The sequence below is a fragment of the Streptomyces venezuelae genome (assembly GCF_008642315.1).
Lineage (GTDB): Bacteria > Actinomycetota > Actinomycetes > Streptomycetales > Streptomycetaceae > Streptomyces > Streptomyces venezuelae_D.
In genome coordinates this window covers 2784227-2803564 of record NZ_CP029192.1, presented here as the reverse complement: position 1 = coordinate 2803564, position 19338 = coordinate 2784227, and the positions used below count along the sequence as shown (strand labels likewise).

Sequence of the window (19338 nt, the reverse complement as noted above, 5' to 3'; positions counted from 1 at the left end):
GCGTACAAACAGAGGGTACGAAACTACTTCAGGCCGGGGTACAAGGGGTGCTTGTCGGCCAGAGCGGTCACACGGGTCTTGAGGGACGCCGCGTCGAAGCCCGGCTTGAGGGCCTCGGCGATGATGTCGGCGACCTCGCGGAAGTCGTCCGCGTCGAACCCGCGGGTCGCGAGCGCGGGCGTGCCGATCCGCAGGCCCGAGGTGACCATCGGGGGGCGCGGGTCGTTCGGGACCGCGTTGCGGTTGACCGTGATGCCGACCTCGTGGAGGCGGTCCTCGGCCTGCTGGCCGTCGAGCTCGGAGTTGCGCAGGTCCACCAGGACCAGGTGCACGTCCGTGCCGCCGGACAGGACGTCGACGCCGACGGCCTTCGCGTCGTCCTGCACCAGGCGCTCGGCCAGGATGCGGGCGCCGTCCAGGGTGCGCTGCTGGCGCTCCTTGAAGTCGTCGGAGGCGGCGACCTTGAAGGAGACGGCCTTGGCCGCGATCACGTGCTCCAGCGGACCGCCCTGGAAGCCGGGGAAGACCGCGCTGTTCAGCTTCTTCGCGAACTCCTTGCTGCGGGCCAGGATGATGCCGCCGCGCGGGCCGCCGAGCGTCTTGTGCGTGGTGGAGGTGACCACGTCCGCGTGGGGCACCGGGTTCGGGTGCAGGCCCGCGGCGACGAGACCGGCGAAGTGCGCCATGTCGACCCACAGGTACGCGCCGACCTCGTCGGCGATCCGGCGGAACTCGGCGAAGTCCAGGTGGCGCGGGTAGGCCGACCAGCCCGCGATGATCACCTTCGGGTTGTTCTCCTTGGCCAGGCGCTCGACCTCGGCCATGTCGACCAGACCGGCCTCGTCGACGTGGTAGGCGACCACGTTGAACTGCTTGCCGGAGAAGTTCAGGCGCATGCCGTGGGTGAGGTGGCCGCCGTGCGCCAGGTCCAGGCCGAGGATCGTGTCGCCGGGCTGGGCGATCGCGAAGAGGGCGGCCTGGTTGGCGGAGGCGCCGGAGTGCGGCTGCACGTTCGCGTACTCGGCGCCGAACAGGTCCTTGACCCGGTCGATCGCGATCTGCTCGGCGACGTCGACGTGCTCGCAGCCGCCGTAGTAGCGGCGGCCGGGGTAGCCCTCGGCGTACTTGTTGGTCAGGACCGAGCCCTGGGCCTCCATGACCGCGACCGGAGCGAAGTTCTCCGAGGCGATCATTTCCAGGGTCGACTGCTGGCGGTGGACCTCGGCGTCGACGGCGGCGGCGACGTCCGGGTCCAGCTCGTGGAGGGGGGTGTTCAGAAGCGACATCACACGATCCCTATCGGTATGGGTCAGCCGGCGGTGAAGGCGGTGTACTCATCGGCGGAGAGCAGGTCGTCCGGCTCACCGTCGATGCGCACCTTGAACAGCCAACCGCCCTCGAACGGGGCGGAGTTGACCAGCGACGGGTCGTCCACGACGTCCTGGTTGGCGGCGACGATCTCGCCGGTCACCGGGGCGTAGAGGTCGCTGACCGACTTGGTCGACTCCAGCTCGCCGCAGGACTCGCCCGCGGTCACCGTGTCACCGACCTCGGGGAGCTGGGCGAAGACGACGTCACCGAGCGCGTTGGCCGCGTGCTCGGTGATGCCGACGGTCGCCACGCCGTCCTCGGTGGCCGAGAGCCACTCGTGCTCCTTGCTGTAGCGAAGCTGCTGGGGGTTGCTCATGACCTGAATTCTCCTGTACGCGGGTGGGTGCTGCGGAACGGGGAAGATGTGCGGGGGGTCACTTCTGGCGCTTGTAGAACGGCAGCGCCACGACCTCGTAGGGCTCGTGGGTGCCGCGGATGTCCACGCCGACGCCCTCGGTGCCGGGAGTGGCGTGCTCGGCGTCCACGTACGCCATCGCGATCGGCTTGCCCAGCGTCGGCGACGGGGCGCCCGAGGTGACCTCGCCGATCACCTTGCCGTCCGCGACCACCGGGAAACCGGCGCGCGGGACGCGGCGGCCCTCGGCGATCAGACCGACCAGCTTGCGCGGCGGTGCGGTCTCGGCGCGCTCGGCGGCGGCCGCGAGCGCGGCACGCCCGAGGAAGGAGTCCGAATGGCTGGTCTTCTCGAACTTCACGACCCGGCCGAGGCCCGCGTCGAACGGCGTGAGACCGGCGGTCAGCTCGTGCCCGTAAAGCGGCATGCCCGCCTCCAGGCGCAGCGTGTCACGGCAGGAGAGGCCGGCCGGGACCATGCCGACGGGCGTGCCCGCCTCCATCAGCGCGCCCCACAGCTTCTCCGCGTCACCGGGGGAGACGAACAGCTCGAAACCGTCCTCGCCGGTGTAGCCCGTGCGGGCGATCAGGGCGGCGACGCCCGCGACGGTGCCGGGCAGGCCCGCGTAGTACTTCAGGCCGTCCAGGTCCGCGTCCGTGAGGGACTTCAGGATGCCGGGGGACTCGGGGCCCTGGACGGCGAGCAGCGCGTACGCCTCGCGGTCGTCGCGGACCTCGACGTCGAACTCCTCGGCGCGGTTGCTCAGCTCGTTCAGGACGTTCTGGGCGTTGGAGGCGTTGGCCACGACCATGTACTCGGGGGCGTCGGGCTCGCCGAGCCGGTAGACGATCAGGTCGTCGAGGATGCCGCCGTCCTCGGCGACGATCATGGTGTAGCGGGCGCGGCCGACGCCGATGGAGCCGATGTTGCCGACCAGCGCGAAGTTCAGGAAGTCCACGGCCTCGGGGCCGCTGACGGTGATCTCGCCCATGTGCGACAGGTCGAAGAGGCCCGCCTTGGTGCGCACGGCGTTGTGCTCGTCGCGCTCGCTGGCGTACCGCAGCGGCATGTCCCAGCCCGCGAAGTCGGTCATGGTCGCGCCGAGCGCACGGTGCACGGCGTCGAGGGCGGTCAGACGGGGGGCAGTGCTCATGAAGGGAACTCCCAGGGCATGACGGGCGAGGTCGATCCTCCCCATCTGTCATCGGAACCTGAGAGGTTCGCCGGAAGTGTCTCGTCCAGTGAGACGCCGGCTTGCACCTTGGGTGGGACCGCCGGGGCGGCCCGCTTTTCAGATGTGCCTCGCCCGCGCGGTACGGGGCCTGAGAGATTCAAGGGAGGGGCTTGCTCCTTCGGCGCCCCGGGTACCCAGCTCAGTGCTGGTTCCGGGGACTCTCCCGCGCGGATTCGAACGGCCTGTATGGAGTTGGCGCGCACATCATTGCACGCGACTCTGTCCAGGGGGACCCGTGCCCGGCAGCGGGTTCCGTCACGGGTCCCGTCACTCCGGAACGCTCTTGTGTCGCATTACCTTCTCTTTACACTTGGTGGGGAAGCAGTACGTGACCGCTATGGGGAGGCCGATCACGGTGCGCAGCAGGACGAGTCTCTATGCCACTTCCACGGGGGTGGCGCTGCCCAAGGTGCTGCCCAAGGTGCTGCCCAAGGCGCTGTCGAAGGCGCTGCCCGAGCAGGCCCTGGCCCCGGCCGCGGAGAGCTGCGGCCGGCTCCCCGTCGCCGTCGTCCGCGACCTGCGGCAGCGGGCCGGCCACGGCCCGCGCCGCCTCACGTTCGGCGAGGGCGACCTGATCGTCGTCTCCGGGCTGCCCGGCGGCGGAAAATCGACCCTCATGCGGCAGGCCGTCACCGGCCCGCGCATCGACTCCCAGGACACCCGCGACCGCTGGTCCCGCCGCATGCCGAGGCTGCTGCCCTACGCGGCGTACCGCCCCCTGGTCCGCCTCGCGCACTACGCATCGCTGCGCCGCGCCCTGCGCTCCGGGGCGAGTGTCGTCGTGCACGACTGCGGCACCCAGGCCTGGGTGCGCCGCTGGCTCGCCCGTGAGGCGGCCCGCCGCGGCACGGCCCTGCACCTCCTGGTGCTCGACGTCCCGGTGGACACCGCGCTGCGCGGCCAGCACGAGCGCGGCCGCGGCGTCTCCCGGTACGCGTTCGCACGCCACCGCAGGACGGTCGGCCGCCTCGTCGCCGCCACCGAGCGCGGCGAGCTGCCCCGCGGCTGCCGCTCCGCGGTGCTCCTCGACCGCGCGGCCGCGCAGGACCTCCGGGTGATCGCCTTCGACCGGTGAGCGGGCCCGGCGTTAGGGTTCGAGCCGCAGGCAGAGCGGTCGCGAGCAGGGGTTGGACAGATGGACTTTCCGGCGCAGGCACATGCCCATCCGTACGGCGGATGGCCGGGCAACGAACTGGAGGAGGTCCTCGCGGCCTCACTGGGCGCCCCCGGGTCGGCGGGCGGCCGCATCGTCGAGGTGCTCGGCCGCAGCCACCTCTGGATACCGCTGCCGAACGGCGGCGGCCCCGACAGCGGCACCCTGGACCTGCCGACCCTGGAGATCGAAGGACAGGCGTACGTCCCCGTCTTCACCTCCGAGCAGCAGTTCCGCCAGGCGCTCGGCGACGCGGCGGACCGGATGGGCGTCACCGTGGCACCCGCCGTGGAGTTCGCCCGCGGCCTGCCCCCGCAGCTGGGCATCGCGCTGAACCCCGACGGCACCGTCGGCGTCCCGCTGCCGCCGCAGGCCGTCGCCGAGCTCTGCAGGACCGGCCGCACCGAACTGGACGGCCCGAGCACCGGCGGCCGGGTCCGCCTCTTCGAACCGGACTGGCAGGACGACCCGGTCGACTTCCTCACCGCGGCGGGCCGCGAGTTCGAGGCCGCGGGCGTCGTCCTCACCGCGCGCCGCTGTCTGGCCGCCGTGGAGACGGACGACCCGACGCTGTTCGTCGGCGTCGAGCTGTCCACCTGGGACGGCGACGCGCGCGACCTCCCCATGGAGGCGCTCGGCAGGGCGCTCGGGCAGGTGCCGGTCCCCTGGCCGGTGAACCTGGTGCTGCTCGACGTGGCACAGGACCCGGTCGGCGACTGGCTGCGCGCGAAGGTACGGCCGTTCTACCACCGCGTCGCCGCTTAAGCTGGTTGCATTCCTCAGGTCTTGCACGGGGCCGCCGAGGGTCACGGAGTTCGTCACGAAGGGGCGGTTACGGGTGAGTGCGTCGGGCACGGCCGCGGGCGATGGGGCCTCCCCTGGGCGAGCGGAGTCGAGAGCTCGGGGAAAGTTCGAGCAGTTGCTGCGCCAGGTGACGCCGGGGCGTTACGACGCGTACGAGGCACTGCTGCGCGCGCTCGCCGCCGACCAGGTGTGGATGCTGCTCTGGCACGGCCAGGCCGGCTCTCCCGACGCCCAGTACGGCAACATGGAAGTGGAGGGGCTCGGCTACGCACCGTGTGTGACCTCCGCCCAGGAGCTCTCCGCCAGCGGCTGGAACCGTAGCTACGAGGTGGTGCGGGGCATCGACATCGCCCGCACCCTCTACCCCGACCACTACGGCATCTGGCTGAACCCGCACGCCCCCGGCGGCGGCGTCGGCATCCCCTGGCTGGATCTGCGCCGCATCGCCACGGGCCTGGACCTGCTGCCCGCCGGCCCGCTCAGGCTCACCGAGCCGAGCATCGAAATCCCCCAGTTCTACGCCCTGTTGACGCAGAACGCCCACCGCACCCCCGTCGTCCGCTCGCTGCGCCGCGCGTGGGTGCAGCCCGCCCTCGGGGCGCCTTATCTGGCCATCGGCCTCGACGTGTACGACACGTCGCCGCCGTCGGTCGACGCGGTGCGCACGATGATGCGCCAGTCCATCCCCGCCGTCCCCGAGGGCCTGCCCGTCTCGACGGTCGCGATGTCCGACGATTACGACCCGGTCGCGATGTGGCTACGGGCCAACGCCAGGCCGTTCTACGACCGCGAGGCCCAGGCGGCCCCCGCCCCCGCGGGCGGATACGGCTACCCCGCGCAGTACTGAGCGACGGGAACCGGCCACCGAACAGCCACGACGGACGTGATGTCCGTTGTGGTGCAGGTGGGGCCCTATGGGGTCCCGTGCCGCCTTGCGACCCAACTGCCCCGTGTTCGCCCCTCGTTCACTCGCGTCCGGATAACGGAACACCTCGATCAGCATCACGGTTGCGCATCCTTTCCCCGTCAAGTCTGGTAACAGATCGCGACGTGGATGAAGACTCCCGCTCCAGGGGCCTCCGCCCCTTTCGTACGACGGACTGATCACGTCGCTACAGCGGCAAGTGCGGGCCGGTCACCACCGGTTGAGAGGGGTCCCTGCCACGATGACGGCACCATTGCATGACACACCTGCGGACGCGGACCCGACCCAGGACGTCGCCCCCGCAGTTGATGCAGGGGTGAAAAAGGTCGAGGGTCGGTCCCTCAAGCAGATCGCCTGGAACCGCCTGAAGCGGGACAAGGTCGCCCTGGCGGGCGGCATCACCGTGCTGCTCCTGGTGCTGGTCGCCATCTTCGCGCCCCTGATCGTGAACCTGCTGGGCCACGACCCCAACGGCTTCCACCAGGACCAGCTCGACGAGCTGACCGGCCTCCCCAAGGGCGCCCTCGGCGGCGTCAGCGGCGACTTCCTCTTCGGAGTCGAGCCCAACAAGGGCCGCGACGTCTTCAGCCGCATCGTCTACGGCGCGCGGATCTCGCTCCTCGTGGCGTTCCTCGCGGCCATCGTGGCCGTGGCGCTCGGCACCCTCTTCGGGATCATCGCCGGCTACTTCGGCGGCTGGATCGACGCCCTGATCAGCCGCGTGATGGACGTGCTGCTCTCGTTCCCGCAGCTGCTCTTCATCATCTCGCTGGTCTCCGTGCTCCCCGACGACCTGCTCGGCCTGCAGGGCACCAGCGTGCGCGTCGCGATCCTCGTCATGGTCATCGGCTTCTTCGGCTGGCCGTACGTCGGGCGCATCGTCCGCGGCCAGACGCTCTCGCTCCGTGAGCGCGAGTACGTGGAGGCGGCCCGCAGTCTCGGCGGCGGCAAGCGGCACATCCTGTTCCGCGAACTGCTCCCCAACCTGGTCGCCCCCATCACCGTCTACGCGACGCTGATGATCCCGACCAACATCCTCACGGAGGCGGCCCTCAGCTTCCTCGGCGCCGGCGTCAAGCCGCCGACGGCCTCGTGGGGCGGCATGCTGCGCGACGCGCTCAAGACGTACGAGCACGACCCGATGTTCATGGTCTTCCCGGGCGTCACGATCTTCATCACCGTCCTGGCCTTCAACCTCTTCGGCGACGGGCTGCGTGACGCGCTCGACCCGAAGGGGACGCGCTAGAAGGTCCCAACTGGCTTGCCCCTGCCGCATGTCAGGTGGCTCTAACCATGGTTCTCCGGCAGCACAAGGCCAGGGACCGCGATCTCGGAGGTTACGAGAAAATGCCCACAGGTTCCACGAAACGACGGCTCACCAGCGGTGCGGCCCTCGTCGTCGCGGCGCTGGTGACCACCACGGCGTGCGGCGGCGGTGACGGTGGCGACAGCGACTCGAAGGGTGCCGGCTACAACGCGGCGCTGAACAAGATCGCCAACCCTTCGAAGAAGAAGGGAGGCACGCTGAAGATGGTCGGCAAGCAGGACCTGGACTCCGCCGACCCGCAGCGCGCCTACTACGGCATGACGTGGGACTTCATGCGCTTCTACACCCGGCAGCTGGTGACCTACGACACCAAGCCGGGCAAGGCGGGCACGAAGCTGGTCCCGGACCTCGCCACCTCCACGGCGAAGATCTCCGACGACGGCAAGACCTACACGTACAAGCTGCGTGACGGCCTCACGTGGGAGGACGGCTCCAAGCTGACCTCCAAGGACGTCAAGTACGGCATCGAGCGCGCCTGGGCGACGGACACCATCACCGGTGGCCCCGGCTACATCCGCCAGACGCTCGACCCCAAGACGAAGTACAAGGGTCCCTACAAGGACAAGGGCGGCCTCGACGCGATCGAGACCCCCGACGACCAGACGATCATCTTCAAGCTGCCCAAGCGCAACGGTGACTTCGAGCAGTTCCTGGCCATGCCCACCGGTTCGCCGGTGAAGGAGGCCAAGGACACGAAGGCCAAGTACACGCAGCGACCGTTCTCCTCGGGGCCGTACAAGTTCCAGGAGTACAAGTCCAACAAGAAGATCGTTCTGGTCCGCAACGACAAGTGGAAGAAGTCCTCGGACCCGATCCGCGCCGCGCTGCCCGACAAGATCGACGTGACGATCTCCGCCAACCAGGAGGAGAACGACAAGAAGCTGATGGAGGGGGACTTCGACCTCGACATCAACGGCACGGGCATGACCCAGTCCGGCCGCGTCAGCGCCGTCACGGACCACCGCGGCAACGTCGACAACATGCACACGTCCTTCGTGCGCTACGTCGCGCTGATCCACAACGCCAAGCCGTTCGACAACGTGCACTGCCGCAAGGCCGTGTTCTACGCGACCGACTTCGCGAGCATCCAGCAGACCCGCGGCGGCAAGGTCGCGGCCGGTGACATCGCCAACAGCACCTTCCCGGTGGCGATCCCCGGCTACAGCAAGTACGACCCGTACGGGGTGCTGGAGCGCAAGGGCAAGCCCGACGTCGCCAAGGCCAAGGACGAGCTGAAGCAGTGCGGCAAGCCGAGCGGCTTCACCACCAAGCTCACCGCCCGCAGCAACAACCCGGGTGAGGTCGACGCCGCCGAGGCGCTGCAGCAGGCCCTCGACAAGGTCGGCATCAAGGTCCAGGTCGACTCCCTCGACGGCGCCGACACCTCCAGCATCACCGGCTCGCCCTCCGTCGTGAAGAAGCGCGGCTACGGCATGACGATGAGCGGCTGGGGCCCGGACTTCCCGTCCGGCCAGGGCTATGCGCAGCCGCTGTTCGACAGCCGCTTCCTGAACCCGACCGGTAACTACAACGAGTCGCAGATCAAGGACAAGAAGGTCGACGCGCTCTTCGACAAGGCGATCGCGGAGACCGACCCGGCCGCGGCGGGCGAGGTCTACAAGGAGCTCGACAAGAAGATCCTCGACCAGGCCGACTGGATGCCGTTCCTCTACGAGAAGAACATCACCTGGCGCGGGTCGCGGCTGACCAACGCCTACATGTCCGACGGCTACAACGGTCGTTACGACTACGCCTCGCTCGGCGTCGTCAAGTAACACCCGTAGCGTCACGCAACTCCCGCAAGGGAAGCAGTAGTTGTTCGTTCCACCGCCGCCGAATCCCGCCAGTCCGAAGGGCAGGTGATGGCCCCGGGCGGTGGCCGGGACTCCTCACAAGGGGGTCCCGGCCCCCGCCGGGCCGCGCACAGTGCTTGCTTATCTCATCCGGCGCCTGATCGCCGTAATCATCATGGTGCTGGTCGTACTGCTCGCGACCTTCACCGTCTTCTTCATGCTGCCCAAGTGGGCGGGACAGGACATCGCAGTCCTCTTCGCCGGCAAGGCCACCGGAGCCGAGCAGATCGAAGGCATCCGGACCAAACTGGGACTCGACGACCCGCTGCTCGTGCAGTTCTGGGACTTCGTCAAGGGCATCCCGATGGGGCGCGACTACGTCAACGGCAGTGACGTCACGCACTGCCCGGCGCCCTGCTTCGGCTACTCCTTCCGTACCGAGGCCCCCGTCTGGGAGACCCTCAAGGAAGCCCTGCCCGTCACCCTCGCGCTCGCCGCCGGTGCCTGTGTCCTCTGGCTCGCCGCCGGTGTCGCCACCGGTGTCGTCTCCGCGCTCAAGCGGGGCACGTTCTGGGACCGCTCCGCGATGACCATCGCCCTCGGCGGTGTCTCGCTCCCCGTCTTCTTCACCGGCATGATCGCGATGGGCATCTTCGTCCACCAGCTCGGGTGGGTGAAGATCGCGGACAGCCTCAGTACCGACGACTCGGCGGGCGTCTGGCTCCAGACGATGATCCTGCCCTGGATCGTCCTGGCCTTCCTCAACGCCGCGATGTACGCCCGCCTCACGAGAGCGACCATGCTCGAAGTGCTCGGCGAGGACTACATCCGCACCGCCCGCGCCAAGGGGCTCGGCGAGGCCACCGTCATCCGCAAGCACGCGCTGCGCTCCGCGATGACCCCGATCCTCACCGTCTTCGGACTCGACCTCGGCGTGCTCCTCGGCGGCGCCGTGCTCACCGAGTCCACGTTCAACCTGCCGGGGCTCGGCCTCGAAGCGGTCAGGGCCATCAGCAGCAAGGACCTGCCCGTCATTCTCGGCGTGACCCTGTTTGCGGCGCTCGCGATCGCCGTGGCCAACCTCGTCGTCGACCTTATGTACGCCGTCATCGACCCGCGAGTGAGGCTGGGATGACCGAACTGTCCAAGAGCGGAGCAGCGGTGGGCGAGCCCGTCGCCGGCTCGCCCGCTCCCTCCGCCTTCCTCGAGGTGCGCGACCTCAAGGTGCACTTCCCGACCGACGACGGCCTGGTCAAGTCCGTCGACGGGCTCAGCTTCCAGCTGGAGAAGGGCAAGACCCTCGGCATCGTGGGCGAGTCGGGATCCGGCAAGTCGGTCACCTCGCTGGGCATCCTCGGCCTGCACACCGCCGGTCAGTACGGCTCCCGCAGGGCGCAGCTCTCCGGCGAGATCTGGCTGGACGGCACCGAGCTGCTGAGCGCCCCGGCCGACGAGGTGCGCAAGCTGCGCGGCCGCGAGATGGCGATGATCTTCCAGGACCCGCTCTCCGCGCTGCACCCGTACTACACCATCGGCAAGCAGATCACCGAGGCGTACCGGGTCCACAACGACGTCGACAAGAAGACCGCGCGCAAGCGTGCGATCGAGATGCTCGACCGGGTCGGCATCCCGCAGCCGGACAAGCGCGTCGACTCCTACCCGCACGAGTTCTCCGGCGGCATGCGCCAGCGCGCAATGATCGCCATGGCGCTGGTGAACAACCCCGAGCTGCTCATCGCGGACGAGCCCACCACCGCCCTGGACGTGACCGTCCAGGCGCAGATCCTCGACCTCATCCGGGACCTGCAGAAGGAGTTCGGCTCCGCCGTCATCATGATCACGCACGACCTGGGCGTGGTCGCCGAGATGGCGGACGAGCTCCTGGTCATGTACGGCGGCCGGTGTGTCGAGCGCGGCAGCGCCGAGAAGGTCTTCTACGAACCGCAGCACCCCTACACCTGGGGCCTGCTCGGCTCGATGCCCCGCATCGACCGCGAGGAGACCGAGCGGCTCATCCCGGTCAAGGGCTCCCCGCCCAGCCTGATCAACCTGCCGAGCGGCTGCGCCTTCAACCCGCGCTGCCCCTACGCGGACATCCCCAAGGACCAGATCACCCGCACCGAACGCCCCGAGCTGCGTCTGGTGGCGGACGGGCACTACTCCGCCTGCCACATGTCGCAGGAGGAGCGCACCCGGATCTGGACCGAAGAGATTGCGCCGAAGCTGTGAACGATGACGTGAAGGGCCAGGAGATGACGATCCCGGCGCAGACGCAGAGCTCGCCCGAGCCGCTGCTCAAGGTCGACGGCCTGGTGAAGCACTTCCCCATCAAGAAGGGGCTGCTCCAGCGCCAGGTGGCGGCGGTCCAGGCGGTCGACGGGCTGACCTTCGACGTACGCCCCGGGGAAACCCTCGGCGTCGTCGGCGAGTCCGGCTGCGGCAAGTCGACGATGGGGCGGCTGATCACGCGTCTGCTCGAACCGACCGGTGGCCGCGTCGAGTTCGAGGGCACGGACATCACGCACCTGGGCACGGGCGGCATGCGTCCGTTCCGCCGCGACGTGCAGATGATCTTCCAGGACCCGTACTCGTCGCTGAACCCCCGGCACACCATCGGCACGATCGTCGGCGCGCCCTTCAAGCTCCAGGGCGTCAAGCCCGAGGGCGGCGTGAAGAAGACCGTGCAGGAGATGCTGGAGCGCGTCGGGCTCAACCCCGAGCACTACAACCGTTACCCGCACGAGTTCTCCGGCGGCCAGCGGCAGCGCATCGGCATCGCGCGGGCGCTGGCGCTCCGCCCCAAGCTGGTCGTGGCGGACGAGCCGGTCTCGGCCCTCGACGTCTCCATCCAGGCCCAGGTGGTCAACCTCCTGGACGACCTGCAGGACGAGCTCGGCCTCACGTACGTGATCATCGCGCACGACCTGTCGGTCATCCGGCACGTCTCGGACCGCATCGCGGTGATGTACCTCGGCAAGATCGTGGAGCTCGCGGACCGCAAGGACCTCTACTCCACGCCGATGCACCCGTACACCAAGGCGCTGCTCTCCGCGGTGCCGGTGCCCGACCCCAAGCGGCGCGGCGTCAAGAGCGAGCGCATCCTGCTCCGCGGCGACGTTCCCTCGCCGATCGACCCGCCCACCGGCTGCCGCTTCCACACGCGGTGCTGGAAGGCGACGGAGATCTGCAAGACGAAGGAGCCGCCGCTGATCGCGCTCGCCACCGGGCACCAGGTGGCGTGCCACCACCCGGAGAACGCGGAGGACCAGGCGCCCGAGGACACCAAGCTCCTCTCGGTGGCCAAGGAGGCGATCGAGGTGGTCTCGGTGGTGTCCAAGGCGGAGGAGAGCGACGCGAAGCCGGAGGCTCCGAAGGTCTCCAAGGCTTCGAAGGAGAAGGAGACGGGTCAGAAGTCGACTGACGCGTAAGGCAAGTTGACCCGGACCATGTACGCATACCGGGTCATGTACATGCCCTGGCGGGAGAGTGCAGAGTCTGCGTGTCCGTGTCCGTCCGCGACATCGGATGCCCCATCGAATCGCGTTCGAAGGGAAGACTCATGGCACTCTCCCGTTCGGCACGTCTGGGCGCGCTCGCGACCGCGGCGCTCTCCTTCTGTCTGATCGCCGCCGCGCCCGGGCCCCACCCCGGCTCCGAGGGTGTCGGCGACCCGTACTTCCCGCAGCTCGGCAACGGCGGCTTCGACGTCCACCACTACGGCCTCGACATCGCCTACGACCCCGACACCGACCGCCTCGACGGTCGCACCACGATCACCGCCCGCGCCACCCAGAACCTGTCGTCCTTCGACCTCGACCTGCAGAAGCTGACGGTCACCGGGATCGAGGTGAACGGCAGACGCGCCCCGTTCAAGCGCGCCGGCGACGAGATACGTGTCACGCCGCGCGACGCCCTGCGCAAGAACAAGAACTTCACGGTGACCGTCACCTACGGCGGCGTGCCCGAACCGCTCAGCGGCCCGATCGTCTTCGGCTCCGACTACGGCTGGATGAAGACCACCGACGGCGTCTTCGTCGCCTGCGAGCCGAACGCCGCGTCCACCTGGTTCCCCTCCAGCGACCACCCCTCCGACAAGGCCGCCTTCGACATCCGCATCAAGGCGCCCAAGGGCCTGACCGGGGTCTCCAACGGCCGTCTCGTCGGCACGTACGACAAGGGCGGGCAGACCGTCGCCCACTGGCGCGAGTCCAAGCCCATGGCGACCTATCTCGCGACCGCCACCATCGGCAAGTTCGACGTCAAGAAGGGCACGACCCCGGGTGGGACCCCGATCTACGTCGCCATCGACCCCGTCCTGGAGAACAGCAACAACGTCGACGTGTACGGCGTGACGGCCGAGGTCACCGACCACTGGTCGAAGCTCTTCGGCCCCTACCCCTTCGAGGAGACCGGCGCCATCGTCGACGACATGCCGCAGGCGGGCTTCTCCCTGGAGACCCAGACCAAGCCGGTGTACTCCGCGATCCGCAGCGAGTCGACCATCGCCCACGAGCTGGCCCACCAGTGGTTCGGCGACTCCGTGTCGCCCGAGTCCTGGAACAACATCTGGCTCAACGAGGGCTTCGCGACCTACTCCCAGTGGCTGTGGAGCGAGCACAAGGGCACCCAGACCGCCCACGACGCCTTCCTCGCGGGCTACAACGCGCGCCCCGCCGACTCCGCCTTCTGGCAGATCGTCGTCGGAGACCCGCAGCGCGACACGATGTTCGCGTCGGCCGTCTACCAGCGCGGCGCGATGACGCTCCAGGTGCTCAGGGAGCGCATCGGCGACAAGGACTTCTTCAAGCTGCTGCGGGCCTGGGTGCAGCAGCACCGGTACGGCAACGCGACCACCGCCGACTTCGTGCGGCTCGCCGAGAAGGTCTCCGGCGAGCAGCTCGACGACCTCTTCACCACCTGGCTCTTCACGAAGGGGAAGCCGGCGCTTCCTTCCCGGTGATCCGCCAGGCGCCGACCTCGCGGTACCCGGAGTCGTACACCGTCTCGCCCGCGCCGGGCTCCAGGGCGTAGTGACGCAGGTTGCCGCCCCAGTACCGCAGGATCCGTCCCAGTTCGTCGGCGGCCTCGCCGTCGAACGCCGTCTCACCCATGTCGATCTCCAGCAGGAATCTCATGGCTTCAAGCGTGTCATTGAAGTCCTCCGTGAGACTTTTGGAGCCATGAGGTCCCGCTGGGCCGGGGGAGAGGCCGGTATCAAGCTCGGGAGACTCGCGCAACCCTCACATCGCGGTGCGGGCCCGGGCGAGGGCGGTGCGGCCACGGGTAAGAATGACGCGTGCTCCTGGATCTGTTCACCCCCTCCGTCCAGCACTCGCTCGACATCGTGGGGATCTTCGTCTTCGCGATCTCCGGTGCCCTGCTTGCGGTGCGCAAGAACTTCGACGTCTTCGGCATCGCCGTCCTCGCCGAGGTCACCGCGCTGGGTGGCGGGCTCTTCCGCGACCTGGTCATCGGGGCGGTGCCGCCGGCCGCCTTCACCGACCTCGGCTACTTCATCACCCCGCTGTTCGCGGCCGCCCTGGTCTTCTTCCTGCACCCCGAGGTGGAGCGCACCCAGCTCGCGGTGAACGTCTTCGACGCGGCGGGCCTCGGCCTGTTCTGCGTGACGGGCACGACCAAGGCGTACGACTACGGACTCGGCCTGACCGCGTCCGCGACCCTGGGCCTGATGACCGCCGTCGGCGGGGGCGTCCTCCGCGACATCGTCGCCAACGAGGTGCCCTCGCTGGTCCGCTGGGACCGTGACCTGTACGCGGTCCCCGCCATCGTGGGCGCCACGATGGTCGCCCTGTGCATCCACTTCGACGCGCTGACGGCCGTGACCAGCAGCATCGCGGTCGTGACGGCGTTCACGCTGCGGCTGCTCGCGCTGCGCTACCACTGGCGGGCGCCGCGCGCGTGGAACCGGCGGTCGACCGCGGTGGAGGCCGAGGTGGAGGAGACGCCGTGACGGCAGCGCCAGGGAGGGCACCGAAAAAGCTACCGCTCAGTAATTAGATGTTGTACGTTGCTGCCATGGTCACGGCAGCATCAGTTCCCGCATCGGTGCCCGCGCGCATCGGCGACAGCGAGTTCGACCGCGACACCGCGGTCACCCGGCGCGAACCCGGCGTCTACGACACCGAACTCTCCGCCGGCTGGACGATCATCAGCGCCGTCAACGGCGGCTATCTCCTCGCCGTCATCGGCCGCGCCCTCGCCGACGCCCTCCCGCACGCCGACCCCTTCACCGTCTCGGCGCACTACCTCACCGCGTCGAGCCCCGGCCCCGCCGTCATCCGCACGGACGTGGTCCGCGCCGGCCGTTCGCTCTCCACCGGTCAGGCGTCGCTCTTCCAGTACGACGAGGAGGGGCGCGAGGTCGAGCGGATCCGCGTGCTCGCCTCGTACGGAGACCTCGACGCGCTCCCCGACGACGTCCGCACCACGGCCGAGCCGCCCGCCATCCCGCCGCTCGATCAGTGCTTCGGCGCCCAGGACGCACCCGACCACCGCCCGGTGCCCGGCAGTTCGGCCATCGCCGACCGTCTCTTCCTCAAGCTCGACCCGGCCACCCTCGGCTGGGCGCTCGGGCAGCCGTCCGGCAAGGGCGAGATGCGGGCCTGGTTCGGCCTCGCCGACGGCCGCGACGCGGACCCGCTGTCGCTGCTGCTCGCCGTCGACGCGCTGCCGCCGACCGCCTTCGAGATGGGCCTCACCGGCTGGGTCCCCACCGTGGAGCTGACGGTCCACGTCCGCCACCGCCCGGCCCCCGGCCCGCTGCGCGTCTCCATCACCACCCGCAACCTCGCGGGCGGCTTCCTGGAGGAGGACGCCGAGGTCTGGGACAGCGAGGACCGTCTGGTCGCCCAGTCGCGACAGCTGGCACGGGCCCGGCTGAGCTGACTAGGGCCTGTGTCGGAGGTCCCGGAGGAAGCGGGTGAGCTCGCCGGCCAGTTCGGCGGGGGCGTCCTCCTGCACCAGGTGCCCCGCGCCCTCGATCAGCCGCAGCTCGGCGCCGGGGACGAGGTCCGCGAGCTCCTTGGCCTTGGCCACGGGGATCCAGGGGTCCTCGGTGCCCCAGCAGATCAGGACGGGCAGCTCCAGTTCGCCGTACCGGTACTGGATCTCGTCGGTGAACCGCTGGTCGTTCTGGGCGATCTGCCGGTAAAAGGCGGCCTGTCCCTCCTCCGTGCACCAGGGTTCGACGAGGCGGTCGAGGATGGCCGGGTGCAGTCCGCGCGGGCTCGTCGACGCGACGTACTCGCGGATCATGGCCCGGTGCAGCGCGGGCGGCAGCTGCGCGAACACGTCGGCGTTCTCTCCGAGCAGCCGGTACGAAGGCGAGCCCCAGGGGGCGAGGGCCACCGGGTCGACGAGCGCGAGGCGTTCGTAGCGTGCGCCGTGCAGCAGGTGTGCCCGCAGGGCCACGCAGCCGCCGAAGTCGTGAGCCACGACGGCGGGCCGCTCCAGGCCCCAGTGGGCGAGGAGTTCGGCGAGGACCCGGCCCTGCGCGGCGAGCGACACGTCCTGGCCTGACCGCATCTCCGAGGCGCCGTACCCCGGCAGGTCCCAGACGTACACGCGGTGTCCGCCCGCCAGGGAGCGGGCGATGTCCCGCCACACGTACGACGAGAACGGCGTGCCGTGGACGAGGACGACGGGCGGGGCGTCGGCCGGGCCGAGGGCGGCCCAGCGCACCGCTCCGGTGGGTCCGGCGTAGGTCCGGTCGAGGTCCCAGGAGTCGCGCACGCGTGCAGCCGTCATGACCGTAAGGCTAGTAGCTCCTTACGGTTGCGTCGAGTGGCCGGGCGGGGGCGCCAAAGGGCGGGGGTGTCAGCGCCCGTCCGCCCAGTGTTCGCGGCCCAGGCCCACCAGGCGCAGCTGTCTGCGGGCGACGTCCGCGACCCGCGCCTCCTCCGCCGTCCCGGGGCCCGCGTCCAGGAACGCCGACGCGGTCATGACCATGTGGTCCACGTACATGCCCGCCAGCATCAGCAGGTCGTCCTCGGCCCACCGCGACGTCGGCGGCTCCTGGGCGAACTGGCCCGCCACCTCCTTGGCGAACAGGGCGAGTTGGGCGCCGATCGCGTCCCGCACCGCGCGCACGCCCCCGTGCCGCTCGCGGGCGATGAAACGGACGTGGGCGGGGTGGGCCCGGACGTATCCGGCTATCAGCTCGACCGTGCCCGCGATGCGCTGCTCGCTGTCGCCCCGCTCCGAGGCCAGCATCGCGGTGAGCGTCGTGTGCAGGCTGCCGAGGGTCTCCTCGACCAGGGTCACGCCCAGGTCGGCGGTGTCGCGGAAGTGCCGGTAGAAGGCGGTGGGGGCGACGCCGACGGCGCGGGTGACCTCGCGCAGGCCCAGGCTGCTGAGGCTCTGCTCCTCGAGCAGCTGGAGGGCCGCGTCGAGGAGCGCCTGCCGGGTCTTCTGCTTCTGGGCCTGCCGGACGCCGAGAGTGTGACTCATGCCATGCAGTTAACAACTGTTCTCCGAGTTTTGAAAACCGGAGAGGGAGTACTCTCTAAGTCAGTGAACAACTGTAACCACAAGCGTTCACCGAACTGAGAGAGGGATCTCCGTGCTCTTCATCGTCGCCGCCCTGATGCTGCTGGGCGTCGCCATGGGTTCCGTGGCACACGCCCCGCTGCCGGTCAGCCTCGCCGCCGCCGCCGTGATCGGCGTGTGGCTCGCGGTCTTCGCCGTGCGCGAGCGCCGCGCGCGCCACCGCTGAGCGCGCCTCTCCGTACGACACCGCCTCGTACGACACCCCTCCGTACGACACCTCCACCTGCCAGGAGTCGCACCATGACCATGGGAAGCACCGCAACTCGCCCCCGTCCCCAGGCCGACTCGACCCCCGACCCCGCCCCCGCGCCCGCCGAGGCCGAGGAGACCCGCCCCACCGGACGGCGTGACACCGACGGCATGGCTGTCGCCTCCTTCATCCTCGGCCTGGTCGGACTGCTCGTCCTGAACCTCGTCCTCGGGCCCGTCGCGATCGTCCTCGCGAGCGTCTCCCTGTGGCGCGGCACCGCCCGCAGGGGCCGCGCGCTGCTCGGACTCGGCCTCGGCGTGGCCGACCTCGTCGTGCTCGCCGCGCTCGTCTCGGTGGACAACACCGTGTCCTGGGGTCTCGCAGGCTGATACCGCCGGGGCGAAGGGCCCCGCACGGCTCGTAGAATCGTGCGCACCATGGCCTACCTCGACCACGCAGCGACCACTCCGATGCTCCCGGAGGCGATCGCGGCGATGACCGCGCAGATCGCCGTCACCGGCAACGCCTCCTCGCTGCACGCGGCGGGGCGGCGGGCGCGACGCACCGTCGAGGAGGCCCGCGAGACGCTCGCCGAGTCGCTCGGCGCCCGACCCAGCGAAACCGTCTTCACCTCCGGCGGCACCGAGGCGGACAACCTCGCCGTCAAGGGGCTCTACTGGGCGCGGCGCGACGCCGAACCGGCCCGCACCCGACTCCTCGCCAGCCCCGTCGAGCACCACGCCGTCCTCGACGCCGTGCACTGGCTCGGCGAGCACGAGGGCGCCACCGTCGAGTACCTCCCGGTCGACACGCACGGCCGCGTGCACCCCGAAGCCCTGCGCGAAGCCATCGGGCGCAACCCCGACGACGTCGCCCTGGCCACCGTCATGTGGGCCAACAACGAGATCGGCACGATCCAGCCCATCCGCGAACTGGCCGACGTCGCCCAGGAGTTCGGCGTCCCGCTGCACGCCGACGCCGTCCAGGCCTACGGCCAGATCCCCGTCGACTTCGCCGCCTCCGGCCTCGCCGCCATGACCGTTTCCAGCCACAAGATCGGCGGGCCCTACGGCATCGGCGCGCTGCTCCTCGGCCGTGAGTACAGCCCCGTGCCCGTGCTGCACGGCGGCGGCCAGGAGCGGCACGTGCGCTCCGGGACGCTGGACGTGCCCGCCATCGCGGCGTTCGCCGTCGCGGGAGAGCACGCCGCAGCCCACCGCGAGCGGTTCGCCGCCGAGATCGGCGCGCTCCGCGACGATCTCGTGGCCGCCGTCCGCGCCGCGGTCCCCGAGGCGATCCTCGGCGGCGACCCCTACCCGGACGGCAGGCTGCCCGCCAACGCGCACTTCACGTTCCCCGGCTGCGAAGGCGACTCCCTCCTCCTGCTCCTCGACGCACAGGGCATCGAGTGCTCCACCGGCTCCGCGTGCACGGCGGGCATCGCCCAGCCCAGCCACGTCCTGCTCGCCACCGGCACCGACCCCGACCTCGCCCGCGGCACCCTCCGCTTCTCGCTCGGCCATACGTCGACGAAGGCGGACGTCGACGCGGTGGCGGCGGCGATCGGCCCGGCGGTGGACCGGGCGAGGACGGCGGGCCTGAGCTAGGGAGGTCGGCC

Annotated in this window: 20 protein-coding genes and 1 riboswitch; of the genes, 14 read left to right on the top strand and 6 right to left on the bottom strand. The window is 70.0% G+C overall.

The genetic code is table 11. The annotated features are described in order from the left end of the window. Positions 1–23: 23 nt before the first annotated feature. From glyA to gcvT, 3 genes are read right to left on the bottom strand one after another with little or no spacing between them, the layout of a single operon-like run. Positions 24–1286, bottom strand: coding sequence for a serine hydroxymethyltransferase (gene glyA / locus DEJ48_RS11695; RefSeq protein ID WP_150216074.1), 1263 nt, complete (start codon positions 1284–1286; stop codon positions 24–26). A gap of 23 nt (positions 1287–1309) precedes the next feature. Continuing rightward, positions 1310–1687 (bottom strand): glycine cleavage system protein GcvH, encoded by a 378-nt coding sequence (gene gcvH, locus DEJ48_RS11690; protein WP_055567109.1) that lies wholly within the window; start codon positions 1685–1687, stop codon positions 1310–1312. A gap of 58 nt (positions 1688–1745) precedes the next feature. Next, complete coding sequence (gcvT, locus tag DEJ48_RS11685) at positions 1746–2879, bottom strand: glycine cleavage system aminomethyltransferase GcvT (protein WP_150216073.1); 1134 nt, start codon at positions 2877–2879, stop codon at positions 1746–1748. Between the two features lie 148 nt (positions 2880–3027). After that, positions 3028–3136, bottom strand: a riboswitch (glycine riboswitch). 161 nt (positions 3137–3297) lie between these two features. Here gcvT and DEJ48_RS11680 point away from each other — a divergent pair. From DEJ48_RS11680 to DEJ48_RS11640, 9 genes are all read left to right on the top strand, one after another. Beyond that, positions 3298–4035 carry an AAA family ATPase gene (locus DEJ48_RS11680; protein WP_190537969.1) on the top strand — a complete coding sequence of 246 codons (738 nt, stop codon included), beginning with the start codon at positions 3298–3300 and terminating at the stop codon, positions 4033–4035. A 60-nt stretch (positions 4036–4095) separates the two neighbouring features. Further along, a complete protein-coding gene (locus DEJ48_RS11675; protein WP_150216072.1) occupies positions 4096–4878 on the top strand; it encodes an enhanced serine sensitivity protein SseB in 783 nt (260 codons plus the stop codon). Positions 4879–4951: 73 nt separating this feature from the next. After that, entirely contained in the window at positions 4952–5764 is an 813-nt protein-coding gene (locus tag DEJ48_RS11670; RefSeq protein WP_150216071.1) for an enhanced serine sensitivity protein SseB C-terminal domain-containing protein, read from the top strand. A gap of 319 nt (positions 5765–6083) precedes the next feature. Further along, the gene (locus DEJ48_RS11665; RefSeq protein ID WP_150216070.1) at positions 6084–7088 is read left to right on the top strand and encodes an ABC transporter permease; all 1005 of its coding nucleotides are present in this window, start codon (positions 6084–6086) and stop codon (positions 7086–7088) included. Between the two features lie 101 nt (positions 7089–7189). Further along, entirely contained in the window at positions 7190–8944 is a 1755-nt protein-coding gene (locus DEJ48_RS11660) for an ABC transporter substrate-binding protein (protein WP_150216069.1), read from the top strand. A 151-nt stretch (positions 8945–9095) separates the two neighbouring features. After that, on the top strand, positions 9096–10097 hold the full coding sequence (locus DEJ48_RS11655) for an ABC transporter permease (RefSeq protein ID WP_150216068.1): 1002 nt from the start codon (positions 9096–9098) through the stop codon (positions 10095–10097). Beyond that, positions 10094–11191 (top strand): ABC transporter ATP-binding protein, encoded by a 1098-nt coding sequence (locus DEJ48_RS11650; protein ID WP_150216067.1) that lies wholly within the window; start codon positions 10094–10096, stop codon positions 11189–11191. The genes DEJ48_RS11655 and DEJ48_RS11650 overlap by 4 nt, the downstream gene beginning before the upstream one ends. A gap of 23 nt (positions 11192–11214) precedes the next feature. Beyond that, positions 11215–12390, top strand: coding sequence for an ABC transporter ATP-binding protein (locus tag DEJ48_RS11645; protein ID WP_150221122.1), 1176 nt, complete (start codon positions 11215–11217; stop codon positions 12388–12390). A gap of 131 nt (positions 12391–12521) precedes the next feature. Beyond that, entirely contained in the window at positions 12522–13922 is a 1401-nt protein-coding gene (locus DEJ48_RS11640; protein ID WP_150216066.1) for a M1 family metallopeptidase, read from the top strand. On the opposite strand, the gene DEJ48_RS11635 is transcribed toward DEJ48_RS11640, so the two are convergent. Beyond that, positions 13888–14097 carry a hypothetical protein gene (locus tag DEJ48_RS11635; protein WP_150216065.1) on the bottom strand — a complete coding sequence of 70 codons (210 nt, stop codon included), beginning with the start codon at positions 14095–14097 and terminating at the stop codon, positions 13888–13890. The genes DEJ48_RS11640 and DEJ48_RS11635 overlap by 35 nt on opposite strands. Before the next feature lie 161 nt (positions 14098–14258). On the opposite strand from DEJ48_RS11635, the gene DEJ48_RS11630 reads away from it, so the two are divergent. Then, positions 14259–14933 carry a trimeric intracellular cation channel family protein gene (locus tag DEJ48_RS11630; protein ID WP_150216064.1) on the top strand — a complete coding sequence of 225 codons (675 nt, stop codon included), beginning with the start codon at positions 14259–14261 and terminating at the stop codon, positions 14931–14933. 65 nt (positions 14934–14998) lie between these two features. Then, positions 14999–15868 carry a thioesterase family protein gene (locus tag DEJ48_RS11625; RefSeq protein ID WP_190537344.1) on the top strand — a complete coding sequence of 290 codons (870 nt, stop codon included), beginning with the start codon at positions 14999–15001 and terminating at the stop codon, positions 15866–15868. Here the strand turns inward: DEJ48_RS11625 and DEJ48_RS11620 are convergent, their stop codons facing one another. After that, positions 15869–16729, bottom strand: coding sequence for an alpha/beta fold hydrolase (locus DEJ48_RS11620; RefSeq protein ID WP_190537343.1), 861 nt, complete (start codon positions 16727–16729; stop codon positions 15869–15871). 69 nt (positions 16730–16798) lie between these two features. Beyond that, positions 16799–17431 (bottom strand): TetR family transcriptional regulator, encoded by a 633-nt coding sequence (locus tag DEJ48_RS11615; protein ID WP_150216062.1) that lies wholly within the window; start codon positions 17429–17431, stop codon positions 16799–16801. Positions 17432–17543: 112 nt separating this feature from the next. Here DEJ48_RS11615 and DEJ48_RS39680 point away from each other — a divergent pair, with 112 nt between their 5' ends. The 3 genes from DEJ48_RS39680 to DEJ48_RS11605 all read left to right on the top strand — a co-directional run bounded on the left by DEJ48_RS39680 (position 17544) and on the right by DEJ48_RS11605 (position 19327). Continuing rightward, complete coding sequence (locus tag DEJ48_RS39680; protein WP_190537341.1) at positions 17544–17696, top strand: hypothetical protein; 153 nt, start codon at positions 17544–17546, stop codon at positions 17694–17696. A gap of 80 nt (positions 17697–17776) precedes the next feature. Continuing rightward, complete coding sequence (locus DEJ48_RS40290) at positions 17777–18109, top strand: hypothetical protein (protein WP_411757530.1); 333 nt, start codon at positions 17777–17779, stop codon at positions 18107–18109. Between the two features lie 48 nt (positions 18110–18157). Then, positions 18158–19327: a cysteine desulfurase family protein gene (locus tag DEJ48_RS11605; RefSeq protein WP_150216061.1), complete on the top strand. Its 1170-nt coding sequence runs from the start codon at positions 18158–18160 to the stop codon at positions 19325–19327. Positions 19328–19338 lie beyond the last annotated feature (11 nt).

What these genes read in the sequence shown, in the direction of transcription:
- DEJ48_RS11640 (WP_150216066.1), top strand. Translation starts at nt 12,522, where the DNA reads ATGGCACTCTCCCGTTCGGCACGTCTGGGCGCGCTCGCGACCGCGGCG.
- DEJ48_RS11635 (WP_150216065.1), bottom strand. Translation starts at nt 14,097, where the DNA reads ATGAGATTCCTGCTGGAGATCGACATGGGTGAGACGGCGTTCGACGGC.
- DEJ48_RS11650 (WP_150216067.1), top strand. Translation starts at nt 10,094, where the DNA reads ATGACCGAACTGTCCAAGAGCGGAGCAGCGGTGGGCGAGCCCGTCGCC.
- gcvH (WP_055567109.1), bottom strand. Translation starts at nt 1,687, where the DNA reads ATGAGCAACCCCCAGCAGCTTCGCTACAGCAAGGAGCACGAGTGGCTC.
- DEJ48_RS11665 (WP_150216070.1), top strand. Translation starts at nt 6,084, where the DNA reads ATGACGGCACCATTGCATGACACACCTGCGGACGCGGACCCGACCCAG.
- DEJ48_RS40290 (WP_411757530.1), top strand. Translation starts at nt 17,777, where the DNA reads ATGGGAAGCACCGCAACTCGCCCCCGTCCCCAGGCCGACTCGACCCCC.
- DEJ48_RS11660 (WP_150216069.1), top strand. Translation starts at nt 7,190, where the DNA reads ATGCCCACAGGTTCCACGAAACGACGGCTCACCAGCGGTGCGGCCCTC.
- DEJ48_RS11680 (WP_190537969.1), top strand. Translation starts at nt 3,298, where the DNA reads ATGGGGAGGCCGATCACGGTGCGCAGCAGGACGAGTCTCTATGCCACT.
- DEJ48_RS11625 (WP_190537344.1), top strand. Translation starts at nt 14,999, where the DNA reads ATGGTCACGGCAGCATCAGTTCCCGCATCGGTGCCCGCGCGCATCGGC.
- DEJ48_RS11675 (WP_150216072.1), top strand. Translation starts at nt 4,096, where the DNA reads ATGGACTTTCCGGCGCAGGCACATGCCCATCCGTACGGCGGATGGCCG.
- DEJ48_RS11605 (WP_150216061.1), top strand. Translation starts at nt 18,158, where the DNA reads ATGGCCTACCTCGACCACGCAGCGACCACTCCGATGCTCCCGGAGGCG.
- DEJ48_RS11615 (WP_150216062.1), bottom strand. Translation starts at nt 17,431, where the DNA reads ATGAGTCACACTCTCGGCGTCCGGCAGGCCCAGAAGCAGAAGACCCGG.
- DEJ48_RS11645 (WP_150221122.1), top strand. Translation starts at nt 11,215, where the DNA reads ATGACGATCCCGGCGCAGACGCAGAGCTCGCCCGAGCCGCTGCTCAAG.
- glyA (WP_150216074.1), bottom strand. Translation starts at nt 1,286, where the DNA reads ATGTCGCTTCTGAACACCCCCCTCCACGAGCTGGACCCGGACGTCGCC.
- DEJ48_RS11620 (WP_190537343.1), bottom strand. Translation starts at nt 16,729, where the DNA reads ATGACGGCTGCACGCGTGCGCGACTCCTGGGACCTCGACCGGACCTAC.
- gcvT (WP_150216073.1), bottom strand. Translation starts at nt 2,879, where the DNA reads ATGAGCACTGCCCCCCGTCTGACCGCCCTCGACGCCGTGCACCGTGCG.